Origin of the sequence: Streptomyces sp. NPDC001513 (assembly GCF_042894695.1) — a bacterium.
Taxonomy (GTDB): Bacteria; Actinomycetota; Actinomycetes; order Streptomycetales; family Streptomycetaceae; genus Streptomyces.
The window spans coordinates 32,669-53,411 of record NZ_JBIAVU010000027.1 but is presented as its reverse complement, the minus strand read 5'-3'; the positions used below and the strand labels follow the sequence as shown (position 1 = coordinate 53,411).

15 protein-coding genes and 2 pseudogenes are annotated in these 20,743 nt (G+C 70.8%); 8 read left to right on the top strand and 9 right to left on the bottom strand.

The window, feature by feature from the left end:
- Nucleotides 1–25 precede the first annotated feature (25 nt).
- The 6 genes from ACFYZ4_RS39315 to ACFYZ4_RS39290 all read left to right on the top strand — a co-directional run bounded on the left by ACFYZ4_RS39315 (nucleotide 26) and on the right by ACFYZ4_RS39290 (nucleotide 7,349).
- Nucleotides 26–538, top strand: a complete 513-nt coding sequence (locus ACFYZ4_RS39315; protein WP_390786276.1) for a MarR family winged helix-turn-helix transcriptional regulator — start codon at nucleotides 26–28, stop codon at nucleotides 536–538.
- 178 nt (nucleotides 539–716) lie between these two features.
- Complete coding sequence (locus ACFYZ4_RS39310; RefSeq protein ID WP_390786265.1) at nucleotides 717–1,040, top strand: three-helix bundle dimerization domain-containing protein; 324 nt, start codon at nucleotides 717–719, stop codon at nucleotides 1,038–1,040.
- A 6-nt stretch (nucleotides 1,041–1,046) separates the two neighbouring features.
- Entirely contained in the window at nucleotides 1,047–2,009 is a 963-nt protein-coding gene (locus ACFYZ4_RS39305) for a polyphosphate kinase 2 family protein (RefSeq protein WP_390786264.1), read from the top strand.
- Nucleotides 2,010–2,133: 124 nt separating this feature from the next.
- Complete coding sequence (locus ACFYZ4_RS39300; RefSeq protein WP_390786263.1) at nucleotides 2,134–4,833, top strand: cation-translocating P-type ATPase; 2,700 nt, start codon at nucleotides 2,134–2,136, stop codon at nucleotides 4,831–4,833.
- A gap of 13 nt (nucleotides 4,834–4,846) precedes the next feature.
- Nucleotides 4,847–6,574, top strand: coding sequence for a SulP family inorganic anion transporter (locus ACFYZ4_RS39295; RefSeq protein ID WP_390786262.1), 1,728 nt, complete (start codon nucleotides 4,847–4,849; stop codon nucleotides 6,572–6,574).
- A gap of 121 nt (nucleotides 6,575–6,695) precedes the next feature.
- Nucleotides 6,696–7,349 (top strand): hypothetical protein, encoded by a 654-nt coding sequence (locus tag ACFYZ4_RS39290; RefSeq protein ID WP_390786261.1) that lies wholly within the window; start codon nucleotides 6,696–6,698, stop codon nucleotides 7,347–7,349.
- A gap of 125 nt (nucleotides 7,350–7,474) precedes the next feature.
- On the opposite strand, the gene ACFYZ4_RS39285 is transcribed toward ACFYZ4_RS39290, so the two are convergent.
- Nucleotides 7,475–7,657, bottom strand: coding sequence for a hypothetical protein (locus ACFYZ4_RS39285; protein WP_351295994.1), 183 nt, complete (start codon nucleotides 7,655–7,657; stop codon nucleotides 7,475–7,477).
- Between ACFYZ4_RS39285 and ACFYZ4_RS39280 the strand changes: the two genes are divergently transcribed.
- Nucleotides 7,642–8,151 (top strand): PP2C family protein-serine/threonine phosphatase, encoded by a 510-nt coding sequence (locus tag ACFYZ4_RS39280; RefSeq protein WP_390786275.1) that lies wholly within the window; start codon nucleotides 7,642–7,644, stop codon nucleotides 8,149–8,151. The two genes, ACFYZ4_RS39285 and ACFYZ4_RS39280, sit on opposite strands and share 16 nt — an antisense overlap.
- Before the next feature lie 88 nt (nucleotides 8,152–8,239).
- Here ACFYZ4_RS39280 and ACFYZ4_RS39275 read toward each other — a convergent pair whose 3' ends face one another.
- The 6 genes from ACFYZ4_RS39275 to rhaI all read right to left on the bottom strand — a co-directional run bounded on the left by ACFYZ4_RS39275 (nucleotide 8,240) and on the right by rhaI (nucleotide 18,600).
- Nucleotides 8,240–9,718, bottom strand: coding sequence for a CehA/McbA family metallohydrolase (locus ACFYZ4_RS39275; RefSeq protein WP_390786260.1), 1,479 nt, complete (start codon nucleotides 9,716–9,718; stop codon nucleotides 8,240–8,242).
- Between the two features lie 121 nt (nucleotides 9,719–9,839).
- Nucleotides 9,840–10,166 (bottom strand): L-rhamnose mutarotase, encoded by a 327-nt coding sequence (locus ACFYZ4_RS39270; RefSeq protein WP_390786259.1) that lies wholly within the window; start codon nucleotides 10,164–10,166, stop codon nucleotides 9,840–9,842.
- The gene (locus ACFYZ4_RS39265; protein WP_390786258.1) at nucleotides 10,163–13,390 is read right to left on the bottom strand and encodes a discoidin domain-containing protein; all 3,228 of its coding nucleotides are present in this window, start codon (nucleotides 13,388–13,390) and stop codon (nucleotides 10,163–10,165) included. Before ACFYZ4_RS39265 ends, ACFYZ4_RS39270 begins: the two co-directional genes overlap by 4 nt.
- Nucleotides 13,391–13,770: 380 nt before the next feature.
- Nucleotides 13,771–15,243, bottom strand: a complete 1,473-nt coding sequence (locus tag ACFYZ4_RS39260; RefSeq protein ID WP_390786257.1) for a rhamnulokinase family protein — start codon at nucleotides 15,241–15,243, stop codon at nucleotides 13,771–13,773.
- A 7-nt stretch (nucleotides 15,244–15,250) separates the two neighbouring features.
- Nucleotides 15,251–17,290 carry a bifunctional aldolase/short-chain dehydrogenase gene (locus ACFYZ4_RS39255; RefSeq protein WP_390786256.1) on the bottom strand — a complete coding sequence of 680 codons (2,040 nt, stop codon included), beginning with the start codon at nucleotides 17,288–17,290 and terminating at the stop codon, nucleotides 15,251–15,253.
- Nucleotides 17,291–17,433: 143 nt separating this feature from the next.
- Nucleotides 17,434–18,600: an L-rhamnose isomerase gene (rhaI, locus tag ACFYZ4_RS39250; RefSeq protein ID WP_351297394.1), complete on the bottom strand. Its 1,167-nt coding sequence runs from the start codon at nucleotides 18,598–18,600 to the stop codon at nucleotides 17,434–17,436.
- A 152-nt stretch (nucleotides 18,601–18,752) separates the two neighbouring features.
- Between rhaI and ACFYZ4_RS39245 the strand changes: the two genes are divergently transcribed.
- On the top strand, nucleotides 18,753–19,772 hold the full coding sequence (locus tag ACFYZ4_RS39245) for a LacI family DNA-binding transcriptional regulator (protein WP_390786255.1): 1,020 nt from the start codon (nucleotides 18,753–18,755) through the stop codon (nucleotides 19,770–19,772).
- Between the two features lie 255 nt (nucleotides 19,773–20,027).
- Here the strand turns inward: ACFYZ4_RS39245 and ACFYZ4_RS39240 are convergent.
- Nucleotides 20,028–20,171 (bottom strand): annotated as a pseudogene (locus tag ACFYZ4_RS39240) (flavoprotein); the annotation flags it as partial.
- 78 nt (nucleotides 20,172–20,249) lie between these two features.
- Nucleotides 20,250–20,372, bottom strand: a pseudogene (locus ACFYZ4_RS39235) (transposase); the annotation flags it as partial.
- Nucleotides 20,373–20,743 lie beyond the last annotated feature (371 nt).

Here is a 20,743-nt window from a genome sequence, read left to right as displayed (position 1 = left end):
GGTGGCAGGCTCGGTGGAGGAAGCGATGGGCGACGGTGTCGCGGCGCGGCGCGAGCGACTGATGGAAGGGCTGCGTATCTACGGCGGCCACTACGCCGAGCTCAGCCGGCGCTTCGCCGCCTGGCTGGGCCTGCACTCCACCGACGCGACCGCGGTGCTGGAGATCGCCGCCGCCGAAGAACGCGGGACCCCGCTGTCACCGGCCCGGCTGAGCGAGCGCATCTCCCTGTCCACGGGCGCCACCACCGCGCTCCTGAACCGCCTCGAAGCAGCCGGGCACATCACCCGCACCCGCGAGCACTCCGACCGGCGCATCGTCACCCTGCGCGGCGGCCCGCACATCCAGGAGCGGGCGGACGAGTTCTTCGGCCCGCTCGCCGCCCGCCTCGATGCCGCGATGTCCCCCTACCCGCCACAGCTCCTGGAACAGTTCGAGCGGTTCATGACCGATCTGAACGCCACCATGGACGCCCACCTCGCCGAGCGGAGCCCGGTGACACCACGTCCCCCCGACGCCCTCGGGGACCGCCGTCGCTAACGGTCGCCTCGGGTGGGGTGGTTCCGCGCAGGCGGCAGTCGCGGAAGATCTCCTCGGTTCCTCCCTCGTCGGCGCACTCCTGGAGGGCGATCTTGTCGAGTCGAGCAGAGAATGACCACGAGGGACATCCTCAGGCGATGCCGGGACGCGCGGATCGGCACTCCGAAGGTCGTGGGACATGGCACCCGTATCGCTGCGGAGCACAGAACGAACCGGGACAAGCCAAATCCTCCAAGGCGGCGGGGCGCGGGCCGCGGACGGACCGGCACCCACCCCTGACCCGACCCCCGAGGAACTCGGGGCCGTCCGGAACACGGTGGCGCGGATGCAGGCGGCCTACCCCCTGGTCGACGCGGCCGTCGTCGAGGCGACGGTCAGGGCCGCGTACGAGGACTTCCGGCAGGCCCGGGTCAGGACCTACATCCCGATCCTGGCGGAGCGCCGGTCCCGTAGGGCGCTCGGCGCCGCCTGCCGCACCGTATCCGGACCGGAGAGTGGGTGACGGGTGATGTCGGGCGAGAGAGCCGAACGCATCGCGGAGTTCATCGAGCCGCTACGGGTACGACCGGGTTCGAAGGTCCACCTGGAGCGGGACTTCGACCCCCGCTTCAAGGCCGGCATGAAGAAGCGGGACGGGGCCGAGCTGCTGCGGACGGGGGTGTCCTTGCTCGCCGAGTACCAGCAGCGGCTGGCGGCCCAGGACACGTACGGCGTGGTGCTCTGTCTCCAGGCGCTCGACGCCGGGGGCAAGGACGGGACGATCCGGCACGTGATGAGCGGCGTCAACCCCCAGGGCGTCCGGGTCAGCAGCTTCAAGGTGCCCTCCTCCGAGGAACTGGACCACGACTACCTGTGGCGTTACGCCCGGCGGCTGCCCGAGCGCGGCGAGATCGCGATCTTCAACCGCTCGCACTACGAGGAGGTCCTCGTCGTACGGGTCCACCCCGAGGTCCTGCTGCGCCAGAAGCTGCCGGACGGCGTGCTCGGGGAGGGCATCTGGGACCGCCGCTACCGGGAGATCAACCGTTGGGAGCACTACCTCACGGACAACGGGTTCAAGGTGGTGAAGATCTTCCTGAACCTGTCCAAGGAGGAGCAGCGCACCCGCTTCCTGAAGCGGATCGACCTGCCGGAGAAGAACTGGAAGTTCTCCGCCGCCGACATCCGGGAGCGGCGCCGGTGGGACGACTACCAGGACGCGTTCTCCGAGATGCTGTCCGCCACGAGCACGCGCTGGGCGCCCTGGTACGTCGTACCGGCGGACCGGAAGTGGTTCGCGCGGATCTGCGCGGCGGCGGTCCTCGCGCACACGCTGATGGAGATCGACCCGCAGTACCCCGAGATGGCGCAGGAGGCGCGCAAGGACCTCCTCGTCATGAAACGGAGGCTGGAGCGGGAGGCCCCTGCCGGAGCCCCGGCCGATCCCTACGCCGCCCGGCACGGGAAGAAGCCGGGCAGGAAGCGCGGCTAGACACGGCCTGGCACCCGCGAAGGGAGCGCGACCGGCCAGGCCAGGCCAGGCCCAGCCCTGCCCGGCGCGGACACGTCCGCAGCCACGGATCGGAGGCACAACCATGACGGTACGGTCGGATTCCGTGGCGGAGCAGCCCCGGGCTGCCGGGAACGGCTGGTACACGCGCTCTCCCGAGGAGGTCGTGGCGGCGTTCGGTGTCGATCCCACGGCCGGTCTGTCCGCGGCGCGGGCCGCGGAGCTGCTGTCCGCGCACGGCCCGAACGCGCTGCCCGAGGAGGAGCGGACGCCGGCGTGGCGCCGGTTCCTCGCGCAGTACCGCAGTTACATGCAGATCGTCCTCGTGGCCGCGGCGATCGTCTCGATGGTCATCCAGGAGTGGACCACCGCGATCCTGCTCGTCGTGCTGACGCTGCTGAACGCGGTCGTGGGCCTGCGCCAGGAGGGCAAGGCCGAGAGCGCCATGAACGCGCTGAAGTCGATGATGAAGGCGACGGCGCGGGTGCGCAGGGACGGTACGGAGGCCGAGATGCCGGCCGAGCAGCTCGTCGACGGCGATGTCGTGCTCATCTCCGCCGGCGACCAGGTGCCGGCGGACGGACGTCTCATCGAGGCCAGCGCCCTGCAGATCGACGAGTCGGCGCTCACCGGCGAGAGCGTTCCCGCCGCGAAGGACACCGGCCCGCTGGCGGGCGACCGGCTGTCGCCGGGCGACCAGACCAATACGGCGTTCATGAACACGCCGGTCACCCATGGCAGCGGGGTCATGATCGTCACCGCGACCGGCGCGGCCACCGAGCTCGGCAAGATCTCCGGAATGCTGTCGGCCACCAAGAAGGAGGCGCCGCCGCTCACCAAAGAGCTCGATCGGCTGACGCTGTGGATCACGGCTGCCGCGGGCCTCACCATGATCGTGATGTTCGCCCTGGGGCGCCAGCGGGACCAGGCATGGGACGTCCTGTTCGTCAGCGCCGTCTCGCTGGCCATCGCCGCCATTCCCGAAGCCCTGCCGACGGTGACGCAGGCGATCCTCTCCGTCGGGAGCATGAACCTGGCGAAGCGGCACGCCATCGTGAAGGAACTGCCCTCGGTCGAGACGCTGGCGTTCACGTCGGCCATCAACTCGGACAAGACCGGCACCCTGACGCTGAACCAGATGACCGCCGTCGAAGTGCTGAGCCCCACCGACAGGTACACCGTGTCGGGTACGGGCTACGGGCTGGAGGGGAAGGTCCACCACGCAGCGGGGGCCGCCGCGGGGATCGAGGACGCGATCCTGCCCTACGTGGTGGCCAGCGACGCCAAGCTGGTGGGCGGCCAGGTGGTGGGCGACCCCACCGAGGGCGCGCTGCTGGTGCTCGCGCACAAGGCCGGGCTGGACACCGACGCCACCCGCGACGCCCTCCCCCGGCTCGCCACCCTCCCGTTCGACCCCGAGTACAAGCTGATGGCCACCTTCCACTCGGCCACCGATGCCTCCGGGCGGCAGGTCGTACGCTGCTTCGTCAAAGGAGCGGCCCCTGCGGTGATGGCGCGGGCCGCCACCGCGCTCGCGGCGGGTGAAACGGTCCCGTGGGACGCCGATCTGCTGCGCCGTGCCGAGGCGGCGAGCGAGCGGATGGGTGGCGAGGGGCGCCGGGTGATGGCCGCGGCCGGCCGTGACCTGGACCCGGACGGCTTCGATCCGGACGGCGATCTGCTCGCGTACGTCACCGATCTGCGGGTGACGAGCCTCGTCGGCATGGTCGATCCACCGCGCGAGGAGGCCAAGGCGGCGGTGGCCGAGGCCCAGGCGGCGCACATCCGGGTGCGCCTGGTGACCGGGGACGACGTCACCACCGGCGCGGCGATCGCCCGGCAGATCGGCATTCCCGGCGAGGCCGTTCTCGGCTCCGAATTCGCCGCCATGAGCGAGGACGAGCAGCTCTCCCGCATCGAGGGCATCGGCGTGGTGGGGCGGGTCGCCCCGGAACACAAGGTGCTGCTCGCGAACACGCTCAAGAAGAAGGGCGAGGTCGTGGCGATGACCGGGGACGGCGTCAACGACGCGCCGGCCATCAAGGCCGCGGACATCGGCATCGCCATGGGCAGCGGCACGGACGTGGCGAAGAACGCCGGACGCATGATCCTGTCCGACGACAACTTCGCCACCATCGTCTACGCGGTGGAGCAAGGCCGGACGATCTACGACAACCTCACCAAGTACATCCGGTTCGTGCTGCTCCTGCTGGTCACGTTCGTGCTGACGTTCCTCGGGGCGACGGTCTTCAACATCGCCGCCGGTGAGCCGTTCACGCCGCCGCAAGTGCTGTGGATCCACTTCGTCGTGAACGCCTCGTTCGGCTTCGCCCTCGGCTTCGACAGGGAGAGCGCCGGCCTCATGCGGCGCAGGCCGCGTCCGCGCGGGGAGTCCGTGCTCACGCGGCCCGTGCTGGTCACGGTCGGACTGGGCGGGCTGGCGATCACCATCCTTCTGCTCGGACTGATCCAGCTCGGCCGGGCCCGCTACGACAGCGTCGCAACGGGCCAGTCGATCGCGTTCACGGCCTTCTCGCTCTGCCTGATCGTGGCCGCCTTCGAATGCCGCAGCGAGACGGAATCGGTGCTGACGGCCTCGACGTTCGACAGCAAGCAGATGAACTGGGTCGCCCTGGCCCAGTTCGTGCTGTCCGTGCTGGTGACCCAGATGGACGGCTTCCAGCGCATCCTCGGGACGACCGAGATCGACGCGCGGCAGTTCGGCTGGGCGCTGCTGGCCGCCCTCGCGCTCCTGCTGGTGTGGGAACTGGGCAAGTTCACGGCCCGCCGGGCGAAGGCCGCCTGAGGAAGGACCGTCCGTGACCACCCGGCACGACCGCCACGGGGCGCCCTCCCGCTTCCGGTCGGTCCCCGGGATCCGCGCGGCCACGTCCTACCGGCGCGAGTGGCTGGCCAAGGACCTGGTCGCGGGTGTCGTGCTGACCACCCTGCTCGTGCCGCAGGGCATGGCGTATGCCGAGCTGGCGGGGCTGCCGGCCATCACCGGCCTGTACACGTCGATCCTCTGCCTGCTCGGATACGCGGTGTTCGGCCCGTCCCGGATCCTGGTGCTGGGCCCGGATTCCTCGCTCGGGCCGATGATCGCCGCCACCGTACTTCCCCTGGTCGCCGCGGGCGGGGATCCCACCCGGGCCGTCGCGCTGGCGTCGATGCTCGCGGTCATGGTGGCGGCCATCATGATCCTCGCCTCGGTGGCGAAACTCGGCTTCATCGCCGACCTGATCTCCAAACCGACGATGATCGGCTACATGAACGGCCTGGCCCTGATCATCCTGATCGGTCAGCTGCCCAAGCTGCTCGGCTTCAAGGTCGAGGCGGACAGCTTGATCGGCGAGTGCGCCGGCCTCGTGCGGAAGATCGCCGAGGGGGCGACGGTGCCCGCCGCCGCCGCGGTGGGCCTCGGCGGGATCGCCCTGATCCTGCTCCTGCAGCGCTTCCTGCCGAAGGTCCCCGCGGTGCTCGTGATGGTGGTCCTGGCGATCGCCGCGGCCGCCGCCTTCGACCTGGGCGGGCACGGCGTCGGCCTGGTGGGGGTACTGCCCGAGGGTTTCCCGCCGTTCACGATCCCGGACGTGCGGCTCGCGGACCTCGCGCCGCTGCTCGGCGGTGCACTGGGCATCGCCCTGGTGTCCCTGGCCGACACGATCTCCAACGCGTCCGCCTTCGCGGCCCGCACCCGGCAGGAGGTACACGGCAACCAGGAGATGGCGGGTGTCGGCGCCGCCAACCTGGCCGCCGCCCTCTTCCAGGGCTTCCCCGTCAGCACGAGCGGGTCCCGCACCGCGGTGGCGGAGCGTGCGGGGGCCAAGAGCCAGCTCACCGGAGTCGTCGGGGCGGCGCTCATCGTCCTCATGCTCGTGCTGGCTCCCGGGCTGTTCCGCAACCTCCCGCAGCCGGCGCTGGCCGCCGTGGTCATCACCGCATCACTGTCGCTGGCCGACGTACCGGGAGCCGTACGGCTGTGGCGCCAGCGCCGGACGGAGTTCCTGCTGTGCTTCGCGGCCTTCGCCGGCGTGGCCCTGCTCGGTGTGCTGGCCGGGATCGCCATCGCCGTGGGCCTGTCCGTCCTGAACGTCTTCCGGCGCGCCTGGTGGCCGTACGACACGGTGCTCGGGCGGGTGCGGGGCCTCGATGGCTATCACGACATCCGCTCCTACCCGCAGGCCGAGCAGCTGCCGGGCCTGGTCATCTACCGTTTCGACGCCCCGCTCTTCTTCGCCAACGCCAGGGCGTTCCGGGACGAGGTCAGGCGCATGGCCGGCGCGCACCCGCGGCCGAGCTGGATCGTGGTCGCGGCGGAGCCGATGACGGACGTGGACACCACCGCCGCCGACATCCTGGAAGAGCTCGACGAGGCGCTCAACGCGGACGGCGTCCACCTCGTGTTCGCCGAGCTCAAGGACCCCGTGCGGCGCAAGATCGAGCGGTACGAACTCACCCGGACCATCGACCCCGAGCACTTCTTCCCCACCGTGGAGGCCGCCGTCGACGCCTTCCGGCGGCACACCGGAGCACGGTGGCCGTGACTCGGGGACAACAGGGCCCAGCCAGCGGCCGCCGCTCAGCCGCCCCCACGGCCCGTCACGGACAGCCCGGACAACCGGTCCCGGACACCGGGCTGTCAGTGCCCTTTGGCAGCATGAACCCATGAGCAAGGTAGTGAACTACAGCATGGCGAACCGCGGCGAGGTCGTGCGCTTCGTGCCCGCCCTGGACCTGAGCGCCGACGAGTCACGGCGCCTGGACAACATGCGCGTCAGGGCGAAGGCACGTCAGGACAGCCTCGACCACCAGAGCGTGGACTGGGGGCTGTCGGTCCCGGACGCCCTGGAGGAGCTGGTCTCCGGCCGGGCCGACTCCTTGGCCGATTACGCCGGTTGTGCCTACTACGCGGCCCTCCAGATCATCATCGACCACAACGCGAGCGACAGCTCGACCCTGGCGAGCTACCGGAGCCCCGTCACCTACTTCTCCGCCCTGGACGACGCCCTCAGCTCGGCGGGCGTCCCAGCCGAACTGCTGCCCTACCAGTACGTCTTCAGCGGCCCGCCCTCGGAGATCGGGTTCCGCATACCCCATCCCCTGGAGGGCTCACCGGAGATCGGCTGCTGGCCCCTCGCGAAGGCGGGCCCCGCGGTGGAGGCCTACCGCGCGGTGCTGGACCGCGTCGACGCCGATCTCCGTTACGACCTCGGGGAGCTCATCGAGGCCCTCGACAGCTGGGCCTCGGATTGGAACGAGGGCGAGGGCGCCTGGTGGTGGGCCGAGGACGGCTCGATCTTCTTCTCGATCACCGGCTGACCCACTGAGGAAGCGGCCGCTCCCTCCGGGTCAGATCCAGCCGAGTTCGGCGGAGGGGCGGCGGGCGGCGGGACTCGCAGGGCTGGAACACGACCGAGGCCGCAGCCGTGTGCAAGGAGCGCGATTCACCCTCCGGGCGCGGCATCCAACGCGATATCCAACAGCGTCCGGGCTGCCTGCCGGGCATCGGTGAACACCTGCGCGTCGTTGCAGGAGGCTGCCAGCGCGTTGGCGCCTTCGAAGAGCACCGCGAGTTGCCTGCCGAGGGCGTCCGGGTCGACCGCACCGGCTTCTGCGGCTGTGGCCACGAGGCGATCGCGAAAGTCCTGCTTGTGCCGCTAAGACAGAGCAGGACGCCGTCGAGGACTTCGCCACCGCCATGCTGCTCGACATCCCCGACCACGACCCGGTCGTCCACCTCATCAGCTGCGGTCACCCACCACCGCTCATCCTCCGCGGACACCGGGTCATCCCGCTCGTGGCCGAGGCGAGCCACCTTCCGATCGGATTCGGCGGGGCTTTCGGCACCGCCGACTACGACGTCCAGACATTCCCGTTCGAGGTCGGCGACCTGATGCTCCTCTACACCGATGGCGTCATCGAGGCACGCAACACCGACGGACGCTTCTACCCCTTCACCGAGCGCGTGCCACAGTGGGCCACGGACGACCCCGCCGAACTCCTGCGTCATCTCCAGGCCGACCTACTGACCCACGTCCACGCACACCTCGACGACGACGCGGCCGTCGTCGCAATCCGCCGCACCGCGTCCGCCCCTCCGCCACCCGACCCGGCCCCGTGAATGAGGCTGGCGCGTCATGTGATGGAGGCGGCGCGCGCGTGCCGGCGTCCTCCCGGGCCGCTTGCGTTGGGCTTCCGCGATCGTCACGTCAGAGGCGTAACCAGATCGGGTTGGTGAGGGCGGCCGGCGGCCCGGGGAGGGGCGGTGCCTGGGGCGGATGCCGGACTTCCGCGCGGACGTAGGCGGTGCGGGCGGGTGTCGTGCGCCATTCGAGGGCCGTCGCCGCGGGCACGGTGAGGGCCAGGCCCTGGTCCGTCACCAGCCGCAGCTCGCAGCCCTCCGCACCGGTCACCGACAGCCGTACGAGGACCTCCGCGTCCGGACCGGACACGGCCAGCCCCTCCCCGATGCCCGCGTGGGCCCCCCGCGGGGTGACCGCGGTGAAGTCCACGGAGACCGCCGAGGATTCGGCGGCGTAGGCCCGTCCGGCGCGCAGCCCCGCCAGTATCGACTCGCGGGACAGGTCGTCGGCCAGGACGACGGTCTGGGGTCCCCCGACGCGGTCCGGGTCGCGGTGGTAGTCGCTGTGCGCCAGAGCGGGCAGCCAGCGGGCACCGTTCGCCCCGCACAAGGTGGCGTCCCAGGAGGCCAGGGACACCTCGTCGTCAGCCGTCCAGGGACCGTTCCACACTTCCACGGCGTCGGCCTCCCCGAGGCCGAACTTCCAGGCGCAGCCGATGCAGGTGGCGTGCGGATGGGCGGGTACGACCAGGCCGCCCGCCTGCCGGACGGCGCGGGCGAATCGCGCGAAGCGGCCGTCACGGGCCCGGTAGCGCCAGTCGATGAAGGTGCCCGGGTCCGTGCCCACGGCCAGGACGTGGCCGGTCCGTGTGGTGACCTCCTCACCGGTGAGGACGAGGAGGCCGCTGCCGGCGGCGTCGGCCCAGGCGGTGTGGGAACTGTGGGTGTTGTGCTCGGAGGTGTTGACGAAGTCCAGGCCGGCGGCGCGCGCGAGGGCGATGATCTCGGTCGGGGTGCGGCGGCCGTCGGAGTGCACGGAGTGGATGTGGCAGTCCCCGCGATACCACGCCCGGCCCCGGCCCGGGATGCGCTGGGGCGGGTAGGCCACGGGGACGGCGGGTGCCGGTGCACCATGGACGAACGTGACGGTGATCTCGTAGGGCAGGCCCTGCGGGGCCACGGTGTAGGGGCCGAGGGCTATCTGCCAGCGGCCGCGTTCCAGCGGTCCCGGCAGATAGCCGGGGGTGGCTTCGTCCGCACGGAGGAAGAACTCGCTTCGGGCACCCCCGGACCAGCCGCGGAAGCCGCGGCCGCCGAGCACGGTGCCCCGTTGGTCGAACAGGCCGATGTCGAGGGCGTTTCCCGGCGTGCCCGGCGGGGTGGGCGGCTTGTCGTAGCGGTAGGAGACGCGCAACTCCCGTACGCCGGAAGGGACGTCCAGCGGCACGTACACGAAGTCCGGTGCGCCGGGTGGGATCGTGCCGCGCAGGGTCGTGGTCGTGGTCGCTGCGGCTTCCCCACCCGCGCCGACGGCGGGCGAGGGGGCGGCGACGGCGGTGGCCGAAGCGGCTGCCTGTGCCAGTAGTGCTCGTCTACTGAGAGCCATGGAACCCAGGATCCCGAAGACAGGTGAATCTGACGTGAACACGTCGACATCCCGGGCGGACCAGCCGCAGCCGGATGGGCGCCGTGCTGGACTCGCCGGATGGACGGCCTCCTCGGGACTGTCAGTCCAGGTGGAACACTTCCGTCAGCGGTGCCATCGCCTGGTCGGCCGGCGTGCCGTCCGGGTACTGGAAGTAGCGGGACATCTCGGCCTGCCAGCGGGCGTTGACCTCGGTGGCGGACATCGCCTCGCGGGCGCGATCGAAGTCCTCGGTCTCCAGGTAGCCGACGAGCAGGCCGTCCGGGCGCAGGAACAGGGAGTAGTTGGTCCAGCCGGTGGCCCGGAGGGCATCGAGCATCTCCGGCCACACCTGGGCGTGGCGCTCGCGGTACTCGTCGCCGAGTTCGGCCTTCACCTGGAGCAGGAAGCAGATCCGGTGCTTCGTCATGAGACACCGATCCCCGCCAGCTGCATGTAGTACACGCCGAACTGGTCGGCGGTGAGCGTGGTGCCGGTGACCTTCACGTACCGGGCGGTGGTGGCGGTGAAGGCGAAGGAGAGGCCGCCGGCTCCGGGACGCGGGTACGAGCTCTTCGACACCACGGTGGTCCAGTTCGTGCCGTCGGCCGAGAGGTGGACGGTGAAGGCCGACGGGAAGCCGCGCCCGGTGTTCGGGGCGTCGTCGCGGGGGTACAACGTGACCTGGCTGATCCGTGACGGGCCGCCGAGGTCCACCCGCGCCCACTGCGTGGTGTTCGGGGAGCCGGCCCCGGCGCTGCTCCAGCCCGAGGAGTTCCACAGGTGGGTGTGACGGGTCCCGTTGGTGAGGTTGGCGGTCAGCCAGCCCTCGTTCGGGTACTCGACCGAGCTGGAGGTGGTCGCTGTGCGGCCCAGCGCCAGATCTCCGCCGACCGCCTCGATCTCCGCGAACTGCATGCGGTAACTACCGAACTGATCTGTGCTCAGGTTGGTCCCCGTCACCTTCACGTAGCGCGCGGTGACCGTCGCGAACGGGAAGGTCTGCGCCGTGGCGCCGGGACTCGCGTACCCGGTCTGGGTGCTGACCGTGGTCCAGTTCGTGCCGTTGGTGGAGGTCTGGATGGTGAAGTCGACAGGGAAGCCCTGACCCGCGTTGGCCCCGTCGCTGCGCGGGTAGAGGTCCACCCGGCTCACCGGCCGGCTCGAGCCCAGGTCCAGCCGCACCCACTCGGTGTGGTTGGTGGCGGTACTGCCGGAGCTGCTCCACCCCGCAGCGTTCGGCGCCGACGGCCGCTGTCCGTCGACCGCCGAGCGGATACCCCAGCCGTCGGCCTCGTACGAGCTGGAGGCGGTGACGGCGGCGCTCTCGGCCGGGGCGAGAGAGGTCGGCATGACCCGGGCGTTCCAGAAGTTCGCGCCGGCGCCGCCGGTGACCAGACCCACGTCGCCCGCGGTGAACGCCGCGTCGGTGACGGTCAGCACCGGCGCCTGACCGGTCCCGGAGTACACCGTCAGTGCGTTCCCGCGCGCCACTACGCGCAGGCGGGTGCGCTGCCCCGGCACGTAGCCGGGCACGGACGCCGAGCCGATCGTTGTGCCGCTGCGGTAGACGAACACCTGGCCGTTGTTCCGCTGGGCGATCAGGTAGCCGGAGTCCAGGTCCGTGCCGTTGGCCGAACGAACCATCAGACCTGCCCAGTTGGTGCTTCCGCCGGACGAGCTCACTCCGGTGATCTGCAGGTCCACGCCGACCGACACGTCGGTGTAGCCCCGGCCGCGCAGGTAGGAGACGTACCCCCAGTTCGCCGACGCGTCGGACTGCGTGTACCGGGCGCCGCTGGTGGACCAGGTCCCCCGGGTGTGGGTCCAGAAGTGGTCGCCGCCGCTGAAGTCGTCCGTGAACGGCAGCGCCAGGTCACCTGTCGCCGAGGCCAGTTCGTCGAGGAGCTGCTTGTGCCGGCCCTCGACGTTCCACCCGGAGAGGTCGTACGCCGTCGGGTTGGTGATCAGCGTCTCGGCCAGGGTGCGTGCCGCCTGCGGCTTGATCGCGGCCAGCTGCTGGAGCAGTTCGAAGTCCTGCAGGCCCGCGGTCTGAGCTTCGCTGCGGAGGCTGTCGTAGATGCCGTAGGCGGCCTTGTTCGGATAGACCAGCCAGTGATCCCCGGTCTGCCGGGTGTTGAAGGTGTCGGCGGCCGGGTACGGCTCGCTGAAGCCGTCGTGCCAGTAGTTCCAGCCCCAGTGCAGGTAGCCGTCGCCGCCGATCTTCCAGGTCAGCCAGGGGAGGAGCCTGGTCCCGCTGAGGTGGTTGCTGGTGAAGCGGTTCATGTACGGGCCCTGCGGGAGGATGCAGCTGTACAGCCACAGATCCTTCCCGCTGATTCGGTAGTTCTGGTAGAGCGCGACGTTCGCGTCGTAGTTCGACGAGAGCGGGGTCTGCGTCGACAGGTGCGCCGCATTCCCGGTGAAGGTGGTCAGCTGCGCCTCGTTGGTACGCGGGTTCGGGAAGTACTGCTCGTAGAGGGTGTAGAGCCAGTTGGCAGCCGTGGCCTGTTGCGTGGTGGTGGGCTCGTCCAGGGCGCTCATGTAGAAGTTGTTCGTCCAGCCCTTGGCATCCAGGTGCGCCTTCAGCGCCGGGAAGAACTGGTTCAACCAGTTGTTGGTGTCCGGGCAGCCGTTGGCCGGTGCGGAGTTGGGCCGGCAGAGCACGTGCTTGACCGCGCCGCTGACGCCGTTGGCCGGCACCAGGGTGTCGAGGTACGGATCGGAGGCGGGCGGCTCCAGCAGGGTCGGGGTGTAGAGGTACTGCATGGCCCCGGCGCTGACGAAGAGGTTGACGAACCGGTCGAAGGTGGACCAGCCGAAGGTGAAGTGGCCCGCGGCGTCGACGGTGGTGTCCGGGATCAGCAGGGCCACCGCGTCGGCGTAGATCACGTTGTTCCGGTGCCGCGCCATGTTCGCCGCGATGTTGGCCTCGACGGTCCACCAGTTGGCGTCGTACATCTGCACGCCGTACGCATTCGGGATCGACGCCTCAGTGCCCGCGTAGTCCCAGCCCGCCGAGGAGAACCAGTTGTTCATCTTGAACGTGGACTGCGAGGTCGGCGGGATCGTGGCGCTGTACACGGTCACCGACACCGGCACCGTGACAGCGCCCAGGCTGCTGTTCACCGTGGCGCTGCCGAGGTAGACGCCCGGCGCCTGACCGGCCGGGACGTAGACCTGGTAGTAGGCGGCGTACGTCGTGTTCGCCGCCACCGGCTGAGGACTGTTGTCCATCAGCGCGTCGTAGTAGGCGATCCCACCGTCGGGCGGGTTCTGGACGTTGCCGACCTTCTGGATGTTCGGGTGGTTGTACTCGTAGCGCGTGGTGATGTTCGCGGCGGGAATGATCGCGCCGCCGGGGCCGGTCAGTGCCCCGGAGGTGACGGACACCCCGGTCTGCGCCGAACCGGACCGCACCAGGATCTGCGCCCCCTCGTAGGCGTTGCGGGCCGCGTACAGCTCGATCCCGGTCGGCGCCCAGCCCGGCGGGATGGTCGAGGTGAAGGGCCGGTCGGTGGCGTCCAGGATCCACACGGTCGGCCCGCCGGCGGCGCCGGCCTGAGGCGCGGCGAGGACGGACAGCGGCACTGCGTACAGTACCAGTGCCAGGCACACCAGGAGGCGCAGGGATCTGCGGCGACGCGTGCACATGGAAACCCTCCGAACTCAGAGAAATGGCTTCGAATGCCGAACAGGCTTTCTTTCTGCACCTGTTCGGGCCGCTCGCAATTGTTTTGCGGCGCGACCTTCGGTCGACGCGGGGCCTCGCTGATCGGAGTCCTGGTGACGGCGTGCGGGCAGCTCACAGCGATGACAGCGAGGTCGGGGATGACACGAAGGGCGGCCGCTGGTCGCGCGATCGCATCGGGGATATGCGCACCCGGCCACCTGACGGCCAGCACGTTGCCCTTCGGTAAATGGAGTATTTCCAGAATTGCGATCCACAACCATGCGAGCTTGAGCAATATTTGACCGATCGTCACATTCTGTACGACGGGAGGTGACACCGCGTCCATGCCGTGCAGCTCCGGTCAGGCGAGCCCCACACGGGCGGCGGCGGCGTCCCACGCGCGGATGTCTCCGGCGGGCTCGTAGCGTCGCAGGCGCTGGGTGCGGGCGACCAGGCGACGCATGGCGCCGCGGTCCTCGACCAGGCCGTGGGTGCGGGCCTGGACGAGGATGTTGCCGATGGCGGTGGCCTCGGCGGGGCCGGCGATGACGGGCAGGCCGGTGGCGTCGGCGGTGAGCCGGCACAGCAGGGCGTTGCGGCTGCCGCCGCCGACCAGGTGCACGGCACGGATCGCGCGGCCGGTCAAATGAGCGGCCTGGAACAGGGTGTGACGGTGCGCCAGGGCCAGGCTCTCCAGGATGCAACGGACGACGGCGCCCTGGTCCTCGGGCAGGTGCTGGCCGGTGCGGGCGCAGTGCTCGGCGAGGCGGGCCGGCAGGTCACCGGGGGCGAGGAACTCGGGGGCGCCGGGGTCGACGAGCGCCGCGAACGGGCGGGCGGCTGCGGCGCGTTCGAGCAGCTCGGGCAGGTGGTGCCCCTCCCCACGGGCTCGCCAGGTGCGCCGGCTCTCGCTGAGCAACCACAGGCCCATGACGTTGCGCAGGTAGCGGACGGTGCCGTCGATGCCGAGTTCGTTGGTGAAGTTGGCGGCGCGGGAGGCGTCGGTGAGGACGGGCGCGTCGAGTTCGAGGCCGACGAGCGACCAGGTGCCGCAGGAGATGTAGGCGAAGTCCTCGGTGGCGGCGGGGACGGCGGCAACCGCGGAGGCGGTGTCGTGGGAGGCGACCGCGACCACGGGGGTGTCGGGGCGCAGGCCGGTGGCGGCGGCGACGTGCGAAAGGAGGGTGCCGGCGTGGTCACCGGGGCGGCGCAGTGCGGGCAGGAGGGCCGGGTCCAGGTTGAGCGCGGCGAGGACCGGGGCGGACCAGGCGCCGGTGCGGGCGTCGTACAGGCCCGTGGTGGAGGCGTTGGTGACCTCCGCGCCGACGGTGCCGGTGAGCCAGTGGGTGATCAGGTCGGGCAGCAGGAGCAGGGTGCGGGCGCGGTCGAGGTGCTTCTCGGCGGCGAGCTGGAAGATCGTGTTGAACGGCAGGTGCTGAAGGCCGGTGATCCGGTACAGCTCACGGGCCGGGAGGCGGCTCCAGACGGCCTGGACGGCGGCGGCGCCGCGCGGGTCGCGGTAGTGGAACGGGTTGCCGAGGAGCGCGCCGTCGGCGTCGAGGAGCCCGTAGTCGACGGCCCAGCTGTCGATGCCGACGGAGGCGAGGTCCCAGCGCGCGGCGGCCTCGCGGAAGCCGTCCAGGACGCCTTGGTACAGGCCGAGGGCGTTCCAGTGCAACCCGTCCGGGAGTTGGACGGGAGTGTTGTCGAAGCGGTGGGTCTCGGTGAGGTCGAGGCGGTCACGGCCGACCCGGCCGACGAGCACCCGTCCGCTGGTGGCGCCGAGGTCCGCCGCGGCGAAGGCGGCCGGGGCGTGTGGGGTGCGGGGCGTCACGGCCGCCTCAGCGCAGGAAGGCCGCGGCGACGCCGGCGTCGACGGGGATGTGGAGGCCGGTGGTGTGGGTGAGGTCGCCGCCGGTGAGGGCGAAGACGGCGGCGGCGACGTGCTCGGGCAGCACCTCGCGCTTGAGGAGGGTGCGCTGGGCGTAGAACGCGCCGAGCTGCTCCTCCGCGATGCCGTAGGTGGCGGCGCGCTGGGCGCCCCAGCCGCCGGCGAAGATGCCCGAGCCGCGGACCACGCCGTCCGGGTTGACGCCATTGACGCGGATTCCGTGTTCGCCCAACTCGGCAGCGAGTAGCCGTACTTGGTGCGCCTGGTCGGCCTTGGCGGCGGAGTACGCGATGTTGTCGGGGCCGGCGAAGACCGCGTTCTTCGAGGCGATGTAGACGAGGTCGCCGCCCAGGCCCTGCCGGATCATGGTGCGGGCGGCCTCCCGGGAGACGAGGAAGGAGCCGCGGGCCATGATGGTGTGCTGCCGGTCCCAGTCATCGGCGGTGGTCTCCAGCAGCGGCTTGGAGATGGAGATGCCCGCGTTGTTGACCACCAGGTCGACACCGCCGAAGGCGAGGACCGCGGTGCGGAACGCCTCGGTGATCTGCTCCTCGGAGGTGACGTCGACGGTGACGGCCACGGCCCGGTCCGGGCCGCCGAGTTCGTCGGCGACGGCCCGGGCGGTGGCGGTGTCGACGTCGGCGACGACGACGCAGGCGCCCTCGGCGGCCAGGCGGTGCGCGATGGCCTTGCCGATGCCGGAACCGGCGCCGGTGACCAGGGCGACGCGGGTGTCCAGCGGTTTGGGCGCGGACATCCGCCGCAGCTTCGCCTCTTCCAGCGCCCAGTACTCGATGGCGAACTTCTCGCGCTCCTCGATCGGGGCGTAGCCGGAGACCGCCTCCGCGCCGCGCATCACGTTGATCGCATTGAGGTAGAACTCGCCGGCCACGCGGGCGGTCTGCTTGTCCCTGCCGAAGGAGAACATGCCGACGCCCGGGACCAGGACGATCGCCGGGTCGGCGCCGCGCATGGGGGGCGAGTCCGCGGTGGCGTACCGCTCGTAGTAGGCCCGGTAGCCGGCCCGATAGTCGCTGTGCAGCTCCCGCAGGCGGACGATCGTCTCGTCCAGGGGCGCGGTGGCGGGCAGGTCGAGGAGCAGCGGGGCGACCTTGGTGCGCAGGAAGTGGTCGGGGCAGGAGGTGCCGAGGGCGGCCAGGCGGGGATGCTCGGCGCGGGCGAGGAAGTCCAGCACGGGCGCGGCGTCGGTGAAGTGGCCGACCTGCGGGAGGTCGGTGGAGGCCAGACCGCGGATGACGGGGGCGAGCGAGGCGGCGCGCCGGCGGCGTTCGGCCTCTGGCAGGGCTTGGTAGCCGTCAAGCTGCGGGCCGAACGGCTCGGCCTTGCCGTGGCGGGCCAGGAAGGCCTCGGCGGTGCGGATGATGTGCAGGGCGTTGGCCTCGCACTCCTCGCTGGTGGCGCCCCAGGCGGTGATGCCGTGACCGCCGAGGACGCAGCCGACGGCCTGCGGGTGGGTCCGATGGAGCTCGGCGATGTCCAGGCCGAGTTGGAAGCCGGGGCGGCGCCAGGGCAGCCACGGCACTGCGTCGCCGAAGCAGGCGGCGGTGAGCCTTTCGCCGTCGGCGGCGGTGGCGAGCGCGATGCCGGAGTCGGGGTGCAGGTGGTCGACGTGCGCGGCGTCGACCAGACCGTGCATGGCGGTGTCGATGGACGGAGCCGCGCCGCCCTTGCCGTGCAGGCAGTACTCGAACGCGGCGACCATCTCGTCCTCCCGTTCCACGCCCGGGTAGGTGTCGGCGAGGGCGCGCAGGCGGTCCAGCCGCAGCACGGCCAGGCCCGCCTCGGCGAGGGTGCCGAGGTCGCCGCCGGAGCCCTTCACCCACATCAGCTCGACGGGCTGCCCGGTGACGGGGTCGGTGGCCGCGCCCTTGGCAGAGGTGTTGCCGCCGGCGTAGTTGGTGTTGCGCGGATCCGATCCGAGCCGGTGGGAGCGGGCGAGGAGGGCGGCGACGACGGGGTGCTGGGCCATGGCGGGAGCAGCTTCCTTGTCTGGTGGCGGTGTCGCTCTCGTGGGGGTGCGCGAGGAAGGTGCGGGCCGGCTCGTGGGTACGAGGTGGTGCGGGCCGGCCCGTGGGTACGAGGTGGCGCGGGCCGGCTCGCGTGGCGGACGGGTCAAGCCCCCCATCCGGCCTGGGCGCCGCCGACCCGCTCGGCGACGATCTTCTCGGCCCAGCCGCCGGCTCGGTAGGCCGCGACCGGGTTCGGGTCCCGCCCGGCCTCGGCGCGGACCTCGGCCAGCAGCGGACGGACGTCGGTGGCGTAGGCGTCCATCAGCACCTCGTTGGCACCGAGTACATCGCCCGCGTTCTGAGCAGCCGTCAGGGCCGGACGGTCGACCAACAGGGCCTTGGCCGTGGCCTCCTGGACGTTCATCACCGAGCGGATGATCGCAGGGATCTTCGCCTCGATGTTGTGACACTGGTCGAGCATGAACGCGACGCCGGCCTCGGGGGCGAAGCCGCCGTTCCCGGCGACCTCGTGCAGGATCCGGAACAGCTGGAACGGATCGGCGGCGCCGACCATCAGGTCGTCATCCGCGTAGAAGCGGGAGTTGAAGTCGAAGCCGCCGAGCTTCCCCTCGCGCAGCAGGAACGCGACGATGAATTCGATGTTGGTGCCGGGGGCGTGGTGGCCGGTGTCGACAACGACCGCGGCCCTGGGCCCGAGCCGCAGGCAGTGTGCGTACGCGGTGCCCCAGTCCGGGACGTCCGTGGTGTAGAAAGCGGGCTCGAACAGCTTGTACTCCAGCAGGATCCGCTGGTCGTCGCCGAGCCGCCCGTACACCTCTGACAGGGCGTCGGAGAGGCGTTGCTGGCGGGCCGAAATATCGTCCTGGCCGGGGTAGTTGGTGCCGTCGGAGAACCACAGCTTGAGGTCGCGCGAGCCGGTGGCGTCCATGATGTCGACGCATTCCAGCAGGTGGTCGAGAGCCTTGCGGCGCACCCGCGGGTCCGGATGGGTGACGGAGCCGAGCTTGTAGTCCTCGTCCTGGAAGACGTTCGCGTTGATCGCGCCGATCTCCAGCCCGAGCTCGCGGGCGTGGGCGGACAGCGCTCCGTAGTCCTCGACCCGGTCCCAGGGAATGTGCAGCGAGACCTTCGGGGCGACGCCGGTGGCGGCGTGCACCTGGGCCGCGTCGGCGAGCTTCTCGAACGGGTCGCGCGGCACACCGGGTTGGGCGAAGACCTTGAAGCGGGTTCCCGAGTTCCCGTAACCCCACGAGGGCGTCTCGATGCGCTGGGCCCGAAGGGCGTCCTTCACGGCGGATCGGTCGGCCACCGGAGCACCTCCCACGATCTGAATCGTTTCATCCCGACGGTAGGCAGGACCGCGGGAAGCGTCAAGGCACCGAGCGGGGGCGGTTGGCGTGATGTCGTAACCTGACCTCCGGGCCGGCCGTCGGAGCCGGTGAAACCTTTCAATGGTGGGACATGGGCGGCGCGGCGAGGATCAAGGACGTGGCCCGGGTGGCCGGTGTGTCGGTCGGCACGGTCTCCAACGTGATCAACCGACCGGAGACGGTCGGCGAGGGGACCAGGGCCAGGGTCCGGGCCGCGATCGAACAGCTCGGCTACGTACGCGACGAGTCGGCGCGCCAGCTCCGCTCCGGCAGCAGCCGGATCATCGGTCTGCTGGTCCTCGACCTCGGCAACCCGTTCTTCGTCTCCGTGGCGCGCGGGGCCGAACAGGCGGCGCGCGCGGCGGGCCTGGGCGTGATGGTCTGCAACAGCGCTCAGCGGCTCGCCGACGAGGCGGACTACCTCGCCCTCTTCGCGGAGCAGCGGGTGCGCGGGGTGCTGTTGACCCCGGCCGACGCGGAGGGGTCGGGAGCGGCGGCGCTCCGTCGCGGCGGCGTGCCCTTCGTGCTGGTGGACCGGCTCGCCCCGGGGCTGGAAGCCTGCTCGGTGTCGGTGGACGACGTCGGGGGCGGCGCCCTGGCGGCCGGGCACCTGCTGGAGAGCGGTCACCGACGGATCGCGTTCGTGGGCGGCCGCCACCGGCTGCAGCAGGTCGCCGACCGCCGCCGCGGCGCGCTGCAGGCGCTGGCCGGTCGCGACGCCGTCCTGCTGGATCTGGAGGTGGACGGGCTGGACGTGGCGGCGGGCCGCGACGCCGGCGCCCGCCTGCTGGGGATGCTGCCGAGACCGACCGCGGTGTTCTGCGCGAACGATCTGCTGGCCCTCGGGATGCTGCAGGCCGTGTTCGCCGCGGGCCTGCGGGTACCCGAGGACCTCGCGATCGTCGGCTACGACGACATCGAGTTCGCCGCGGCGGCCGCGGTGCCGCTGACCTCGGTGCGCCAGCCCGCGGAGGCGATGGGGCGGACGGCGGCCGAGATGCTCGCCGAGGAGACCGGACCGGGCGGCGCGACCCACCGGCACCGGCAAGTCGTTTTCGAGCCGGAGCTGGTGGTGCGGCGTTCGACGCTGGTCGTGCCGCTGCCCGGCTGAGCGTGGCTTCTACGCCGCGCATTGCCGACTGCCCACCCCGCCCCGCCGGCCTGCGCGACAGAGCGCAAGCCGGCCACAGCCTCGGGCGAGAGACCACCCAGAACCGGCCGTGGCAGCCGGAGAGTCCCAGACCTCGCGCCTCGCCATAGCGTCGCCCTGCCGGACGACACCCACCGAGCTCCCGATACAGGAACCCAACCACTCGTCAGCAGAGTCACCGCACCGGACCACAAGAACCGGAACGAAAAGAGAGCAGAAGGGCAGGGCATGTGAAGTGACGATGACGCCCACACCCCAGTTCCGCTCCTGTGCCGCCGTGATCAGTTTGCCGATGTCGTCGGCGATCCCGGCGGCACCAACGACGACGTAAAGGAACGGCTTGCGCTGCGGATCCGTCACGCGCGCCCCCTTGAGCGCCGGCAGTGTATCCCCGGGTGCGGGTGTCCCATCAAATACGGGTCAGCACGATGATGTAAAGGCGGAGTTGGCCTGTCGGTTTCCGCCGCGGTTGAGGCGCCGACGCCGGGTTTTCCCTGAGGCGGCTTCGACAGGGCTGACGCCAGAGAGGGCTGCGAACGATGACTCGCTGCGGAGCCGTTTTTTAATGGCGTCGTTGGAATTCTTGATGCGGAACTCCGCATCAAACGAACGTCCCTTCCGTCGGCGGCACCACAAGACTTCACGCACAGTTCCCGACGCTCTCTCGCGAGGAAGCAAAAATAGCCGCACGCCGGGGTCCGGAAAACCCAAGGGGGGCCGTCAGCAAGCTGACGGCCCCCCTTGGCGAGAATTTCAGGCTCTCACACCCGACCCGTTCGGATCAGCAAGATGTCAAACGACCTTCTTGCGGTTCCTGAACTTTGCGGTAAAAAGCGCGCCAAGGGCTCCGATCCCGAATCCCACGGCGAGCATCACCTCACCCCTCGCTGCGAACAGTATGCAAAACGCTGCCATGATTGCGGCGGCACACA

What these genes read in the sequence shown, in the direction of transcription:
- ACFYZ4_RS39310 (WP_390786265.1), top strand. Translation starts at nt 717, where the DNA reads ATGGCACCCGTATCGCTGCGGAGCACAGAACGAACCGGGACAAGCCAA.
- ACFYZ4_RS39290 (WP_390786261.1), top strand. Translation starts at nt 6,696, where the DNA reads ATGAGCAAGGTAGTGAACTACAGCATGGCGAACCGCGGCGAGGTCGTG.
- ACFYZ4_RS39255 (WP_390786256.1), bottom strand. Translation starts at nt 17,290, where the DNA reads ATGGCCCAGCACCCCGTCGTCGCCGCCCTCCTCGCCCGCTCCCACCGG.
- ACFYZ4_RS39265 (WP_390786258.1), bottom strand. Translation starts at nt 13,390, where the DNA reads ATGTGCACGCGTCGCCGCAGATCCCTGCGCCTCCTGGTGTGCCTGGCA.
- ACFYZ4_RS39305 (WP_390786264.1), top strand. Translation starts at nt 1,047, where the DNA reads ATGTCGGGCGAGAGAGCCGAACGCATCGCGGAGTTCATCGAGCCGCTA.
- ACFYZ4_RS39275 (WP_390786260.1), bottom strand. Translation starts at nt 9,718, where the DNA reads ATGGCTCTCAGTAGACGAGCACTACTGGCACAGGCAGCCGCTTCGGCC.
- ACFYZ4_RS39245 (WP_390786255.1), top strand. Translation starts at nt 18,753, where the DNA reads ATGGGCGGCGCGGCGAGGATCAAGGACGTGGCCCGGGTGGCCGGTGTG.
- ACFYZ4_RS39270 (WP_390786259.1), bottom strand. Translation starts at nt 10,166, where the DNA reads ATGACGAAGCACCGGATCTGCTTCCTGCTCCAGGTGAAGGCCGAACTC.
- ACFYZ4_RS39315 (WP_390786276.1), top strand. Translation starts at nt 26, where the DNA reads ATGGGCGACGGTGTCGCGGCGCGGCGCGAGCGACTGATGGAAGGGCTG.